This is a genomic window from Kitasatospora sp. NPDC057542 (assembly GCF_042801945.1).
In the GTDB taxonomy this organism is placed as follows: domain Bacteria; phylum Actinomycetota; class Actinomycetes; order Streptomycetales; family Streptomycetaceae; genus Kitasatospora.
Genome location: NZ_JBHVFE010000544.1, coordinates 1 through 5512, shown reverse-complemented (window position 1 = coordinate 5512; position 5512 = coordinate 1). Strand labels below are relative to the sequence as shown.

Genomic DNA, 5512 nt, shown 5'->3' with positions numbered 1-5512 from the left:
GCCGCTCAGGCAGCGGCCGGGCCCCTCTCAGCTTCCGTGCGGGCCGGCGAGCGGCTCCGCTCCGGTCAGCGGGCGTCCAGCGGCACGTAGTCGCGGATCGCGGTGCCGGTGTAGATCTGGCGCGGACGGCCGATCCGGCTGGTCGGGTCGTTGATCATCTCGTGCCAGTGGGCGATCCAGCCCGGCAGCCGGCCGAGCGCGAACAGCACGGTGAACATGCTGGTCGGGAAGCCCATGGCGCGGTAGATCAGGCCGGTGTAGAAGTCCACGTTCGGGTACAGCTTGCGCGAGATGAAGAAGTCGTCCTTGAGGGCGTGCTCCTCCAGCTTGAGCGCGATGTCCAGCAGCTCGTCGCTCTTGCCGAGCTGGCCGAGGACCTCGTGCGCGAGCAGCTTCACCTGGGCGGCGCGCGGGTCGAAGGCCTTGTAGACCCGGTGGCCGAAGCCCATCAGCTTGACGCCGGCTTCCTTGTTCTTCACCTTCGTGATGAAGGAGTCGACGTCGCCGCCGTCCTTCTGGATGCTCTCCAGCATCTCCAGCACGGCCTGGTTGGCGCCGCCGTGCAGCGGGCCCCACAGGGCCGAGATGCCGGCCGAGATCGAGGCGAACAGGTTGGCGTGGCTGGAGCCGACCAGGCGCACGGTGGAGGTCGAGCAGTTCTGCTCGTGGTCCGCGTGCAGGATGAGCAGCTTGTCCAGCGCGTTGACGACGACCGGGTTGAGCTCGTAGTCCTCGGCGGGGACGGCGAAGGTCATCCGCAGGAGGTTCTCGACGTAGCTCAGGTCGTTGCGCGGGTAGACGAAGGGCTGGCCCATCGCCTTCTTGTACGCGTACGCCGCGATCGTCGGCAGCTTGGCCAGCAGGCGGACGGTCGACAGGTGGCGCTGGGCCGCGTCGAACGGGTTGTGGCTCTCCGGGTAGAACGTGGACAGCGCGCCGACGACCGAGGACAGCATGGCCATCGGGTGGGCGTCCCGCGGGAAGCCCTGGAAGAAGCGCTTGACGTCCTCGTGCAGCAGGGTGTGCTGGGTGATCTCGCGGTTGAACTCCGCCAGCTGGTCCGCGTTCGGCAGCTCGCCGTTGATCAGGAGGTACGCGGTCTCGATGAAGCCGCCCTCGGAGGCGAGCTGCTCGATCGGGTAGCCGCGGTACCGCAGGATGCCGTTGTCACCGTCCACGAAGGTGATCGCGGACTTGTACGCGGCGGTGTTACCGAAGCCGTTGTCCAGGGTGACCAGGCCGGTCTGCGGGAGCAGCTTCGAGATGTCGAAGCCGGAGTTGCCCGCAGTGCTCTCGACGACGGGGTACTCGTACTCGCCGTCCTGGTACCGCAGTACTACCGAGTTGTCGCTCACGTCTTCCTCACCGACGAAATGAATCCTCTTCCAAGGTGCCCTGACTGTCTCTACCATCCCCCATCCGGAGGACAGTCGCGCACCCGGGGTGACCCGAAAGGGCCCGCCCCTACAAAACCTGCCGCCGCAGCCGGTACGAACCGGACAAGATCGGCACCCACCCTAGGCTCTGCCGTAAATCTCTTCACGTCAAGAGAACATTAGAGGCAACCATCCCGTTGGATAATCATCCAGCTGTCAGCCGATGGTCGAGCGCGGTATGCCTCCGACCTGCACTGACGGCCCGGACGGCCTGCCCGATCGCCCTGCGTGACCCCACCAGCACGACGAGTTTCCGAGCCCTGGTCACAGCGGTGTAGAGCAGGTTCCGCTGGAGCATCGTCCAAGCGGACATGGTGACCGGAATCACCACCACCGGGTACTCGCTGCCCTGCGAGCGGTGGATCGTCACCGCGTACGCGTGGGCCAGCTCGTCCAGTTCGTCGAAGTCGTACGCCACCTCCTCGTCCTCGTCGGTGAGCACCGTCAGCCGCTGGTCGTCCACGCTGAGGGCGGTCACCACTCCCACTGTGCCGTTGAAGACGCCGTTCCGCCCCTTGTCGTAGTTGTTGCGGACCTGGGTGACCTTGTCCCCCACCCGGAACGTGCGGCCGCCGAACCGGCGTTCGGCCAGCCCCTCCCGGGCCGGCGTCACCGCCGCCTGGAGCAGGGCGTTCAGGTTCCCGGCGCCGGCCGGGCCGCGGTGCATCGGCGCCAGCACCTGCACGTCCCGGCGCGGGTCGAAGCCGAACTTCTGCGGGATCCGGCGCGCCACCACGTCCACCGTCAGCCCGGCCGCCCGCTCCGCGTCGTCCTCGGCGAACAGGAAGAAGTCCGCCAGCCCCTCCGTCAGCGGCGGCCTGCCCTCGTTGATCCGGTGCGCGTTGGTCACCACGCCGGACTGCTGCGCCTGCCGGAAGATCCTGGTCAGCCGCACCGACGGGATCGGCCCGCCCTCGGCCAGCAGGTCCCGCAGCACCTCCCCGGCACCCACCGAGGGCAGCTGGTCCACGTCCCCCACGAACAGCAGGTGAGCACCCATCGGCACTGCCTTGACCAGCTTGTTCGCCAGGATCAGGTCCAGCATCGAGGCTTCGTCGACCACCACGAGGTCCGCGTCCAGCGGCCGGTCCCGGTCGTACGCGGCGTCCCCGCCCGGCTTCAGCTCCAGCAACCGGTGCACCGTGGAGGCCTCCACCCCGGTCAGCTCCGCCAGCCGCTTCGCCGCCCGGCCGGTCGGCGCCGCCAGCACCACCTTCGCCCGCTTCGCCAGCGCCAGCGTCACGATCGACTTCACCGTGAACGACTTGCCGCACCCTGGACCGCCCGTCAGCACCGCGACCTTCTCGGTCAACGCCAGCCGCACCGACTGCTCCTGCTCCGGCGCCAGCTCGGCCCCGGTCCGCTTCGCCAGCCAGTCCAGCGCCACCGGCCAGTCCACGTTCCCGAACCACGGCATCCGGTCCGCGTCCGATCGCAGCAGCCGCACCAGCTGGTTGGCCAGCGAGATCTCCGCCCGGTGGAACGGCACCAGGTACACCGCGGTGACCGGCTCGCCACCCTCCCCGGGGACCGCCTCGCGCACCACCCCCTCGGCCGCCACCAGCTCCGCCAGGCAGTCGATCACCAGCCCGACGTCCACCTGGAGCAGCTTCACGCCGTCCGCGATCAGCCGCTCCTCCGGCAGGAAGCAGTGCCCCTGGTCGGTGCTCTGCGACAGCGCGTACTGCAGGCCGGCCTTCACCCGCTCCGGGCTGTCATGCGGAATGCCCACCGCCTGGGCGATCCGGTCCGCCGTCAGGAAGCCGATGCCCCACACGTCCGAGGCCAGCCGGTACGGCTCGTTCTTCACCACCCCGATCGAGCCGTCGCCGTACTGCTTGTAGATTCGCACAGCCAGCGAGGTCGACACCCCGACCCCCTGCAGGAAGACCATCACCTCCTTGATGGCCTTCTGCTCCTCCCAGGCCGCCGCGATCTTCTTCGTCCGCTTCGGCCCCAGCCCCGGCACCTCGATCAGCCGACCCGGCTCGTTCTCGATCACCTCCAGGGTGTCCAGCCCGAAGTGCTCCACGATCCGCTCGGCGAACCGCGGCCCGATCCCCTTGATCAGCCCCGAGCCCAGGTAGCGCTGGATCCCCTGGACCGTGGCGGGCAGCACCGTGGTGTAGTTCTCCACCGTGAACTGCCGCCCGTACTGCGGGTGCGAGCCCCACCGCCCGTGGAGCCGCAGCGATTCGCCGACCTGCGCCCCGAGCAGCGCGCCCACCACCGTCAGCAGGTCGTTCGCGCCCCGGCCGGTGTCCACCCGGGCCACCGTGTAGCCGGTCTCCTCGTTGGCGTAGGTGATCCGCTCCAGCACGCCCTCGACCTGCGCCAGCTGGCGCGGCACCTGCTGCCCGGACTGCGCCGCCTGCTTGCTCACCGGACCCCCTTCGACCGGTACGGGTGAATCGACTCCGCTACGCACCGTACCGCCCCGCCCCGACAACCCCCGCCGTTCCGATCCCGCAGCTCCTGCCGTGCACCGCCCCGGCCGAGGTGCCAGGCTGGGAGGCACCGAGGGGGGCCCGCTGTCGACCGCGCCCGCCCGGGCCCCGTCCTAGGAGCAGTGCCGCCATGCTCAACACCGACTTCCGCCCCGGTTCCCCGGACTGGCTCGACCTGAGCAGCCCCGACACCCGGGCGTCCGTCGACTTCTACACCGCGCTGTTCGGCTGGACCTTCGACTCGGCCGGTCCCGAGGCCGGCGGCTACGGCTTCTTCCAGCTCGACGGCCGGACCGTCGCCGCTCTCGGCCCGCTCGCCGACGAGAGCGTCCCTCCCGGCTGGACGCTCTACTTCGCCACCGAGGACGCCGACCGCACCACCGCCTTGGTCGAACAGTCCGGCGGCCGCGTCCGGTTCGCCCCCTTCGACGTCTTCACCGCGGGCCGGATGGCCGGCTACACGGACCCGACCGGCGCCGACTTCGCGGTCTGGCAGCCGCACGACACCCGGGGACTGGACCTCGTCACCGAGGAGGGCAGCCTCTGCTGGGCCGAGTGCTACAGCATCGACGCCGAGCGTGCCAAAACCTTCTACCGCGCCGTCTTCGGCTGGCAGGAGCAGGACGTCCCGCTCGGCGAGGCGATGTACACCGTCCTCACCCCGGCCGGCGGCGGCACCGACGACGCCCACGGCGGCATCATGCAGCTCGGCCCCGAGCACACCGCGCGCGGCACCAGCTCGCACTGGCTCCCCTACTTCGAGGTACCCAACACCGACGCCAGCATCGCCATCGCCGGCACCCTCGGCGCGACCGTCCGGATCCCGGCCATGGACGTGCACGGCGTCGGCCGCCTGGCCCAGCTGGTCGACCCGCACGGCGCCGTCTTCGCCGTCATCACCAGTGCCAGGCCCGGGGAGTGACGCCGGGTGGGGTCCCGCGGCCCTTCTGAAGGGCCGCGAAGGGGTGCTACGGGCGTAGACAGGGTGTGGTGGCGGAAGAGGTACTTCTAGTCTCTGATCATGACTGAAACGGCTGTTCTGACGATCCGGCGGGCCACCGCCGAGGACCTGCCGGCGATCGTGGCCATGCTGGCCGACGACCCGCTGGGCGCCACCCGCGAAAGCCCCGACGACCTCACCCCCTACCGCACCGCCTTCGCCCGCATCGACGGCGACCCGCACCAGCACCTGATCGTCGCCGACCGGGCCGGCCGCACCATCGGCACCCTGCAACTCACCGTCGTCCCGGGCCTCTCCCGAGCCGGCGCCACCCGCACGATCATCGAGGGCGTCCGCATCCACGCCGACGAACGCGGCAGCGGACTGGGCAGCGAACTGATCCGGTGGGCCGTCGAACGCTCCCGCGAACTCGGCGCCGACCTCGTCCAGCTCACCTCCGACGCGACCCGTACGGACGCCCACCGCTTCTACGAACGGCTCGGGTTCACGGCCTCGCACGTCGGATTCAAGCTCAAACTCTGACTCCGCCCCGGAAATGCGAAGAACCCCCATCCGGGACCCGGATGGGGGTTCTTCTGAAGAATTGTTCGGCGGCGTCCTACTCTCCCACAGGGTCCCCCCTGCAGTACCATCGGCGCTGTAAGGCTTAGCTTCCGGGTTCGGAATGT

At 69.7% G+C, this 5512-nt stretch carries 4 protein-coding genes and 1 rRNA gene; 2 read left to right on the top strand and 3 right to left on the bottom strand.

Annotated features, from left to right (window positions below):
• Positions 1 to 65 precede the first annotated feature (65 nt).
• Both ACFU7Y_RS39070 and ACFU7Y_RS39065 read right to left on the bottom strand, forming a co-directional pair.
• Positions 66 to 1355, bottom strand: coding sequence for a citrate synthase (locus tag ACFU7Y_RS39070; protein WP_224282239.1), 1290 nt, complete (start codon positions 1353 to 1355; stop codon positions 66 to 68).
• A gap of 226 nt (positions 1356 to 1581) precedes the next feature.
• Positions 1582 to 3819 (bottom strand): ATP-dependent RecD-like DNA helicase, encoded by a 2238-nt coding sequence (locus tag ACFU7Y_RS39065; RefSeq protein ID WP_380771205.1) that lies wholly within the window; start codon positions 3817 to 3819, stop codon positions 1582 to 1584.
• 194 nt (positions 3820 to 4013) lie between these two features.
• Between ACFU7Y_RS39065 and ACFU7Y_RS39060 the strand changes: the two genes are divergently transcribed.
• Together ACFU7Y_RS39060 and ACFU7Y_RS39055 are read left to right on the top strand one after the other, a co-directional pair.
• The gene (locus tag ACFU7Y_RS39060; protein WP_224282237.1) at positions 4014 to 4805 is read left to right on the top strand and encodes a VOC family protein; all 792 of its coding nucleotides are present in this window, start codon (positions 4014 to 4016) and stop codon (positions 4803 to 4805) included.
• A gap of 99 nt (positions 4806 to 4904) precedes the next feature.
• A complete protein-coding gene (locus ACFU7Y_RS39055; RefSeq protein WP_224282236.1) occupies positions 4905 to 5366 on the top strand; it encodes a GNAT family N-acetyltransferase in 462 nt (153 codons plus the stop codon).
• A gap of 63 nt (positions 5367 to 5429) precedes the next feature.
• Here the strand turns inward: ACFU7Y_RS39055 and rrf are convergent.
• Positions 5430 to 5512, bottom strand: a 5S ribosomal RNA gene (gene rrf / locus ACFU7Y_RS39050); the annotation flags it as partial.

Bases quoted from the DNA above. Each gene is read 5' to 3' on its own strand.
- ACFU7Y_RS39060 (WP_224282237.1), top strand. From the start codon at position 4,014: ATGCTCAACACCGACTTCCGCCCCGGTTCCCCGGACTGGCTCGACCTG.
- ACFU7Y_RS39055 (WP_224282236.1), top strand. From the start codon at position 4,905: ATGACTGAAACGGCTGTTCTGACGATCCGGCGGGCCACCGCCGAGGAC.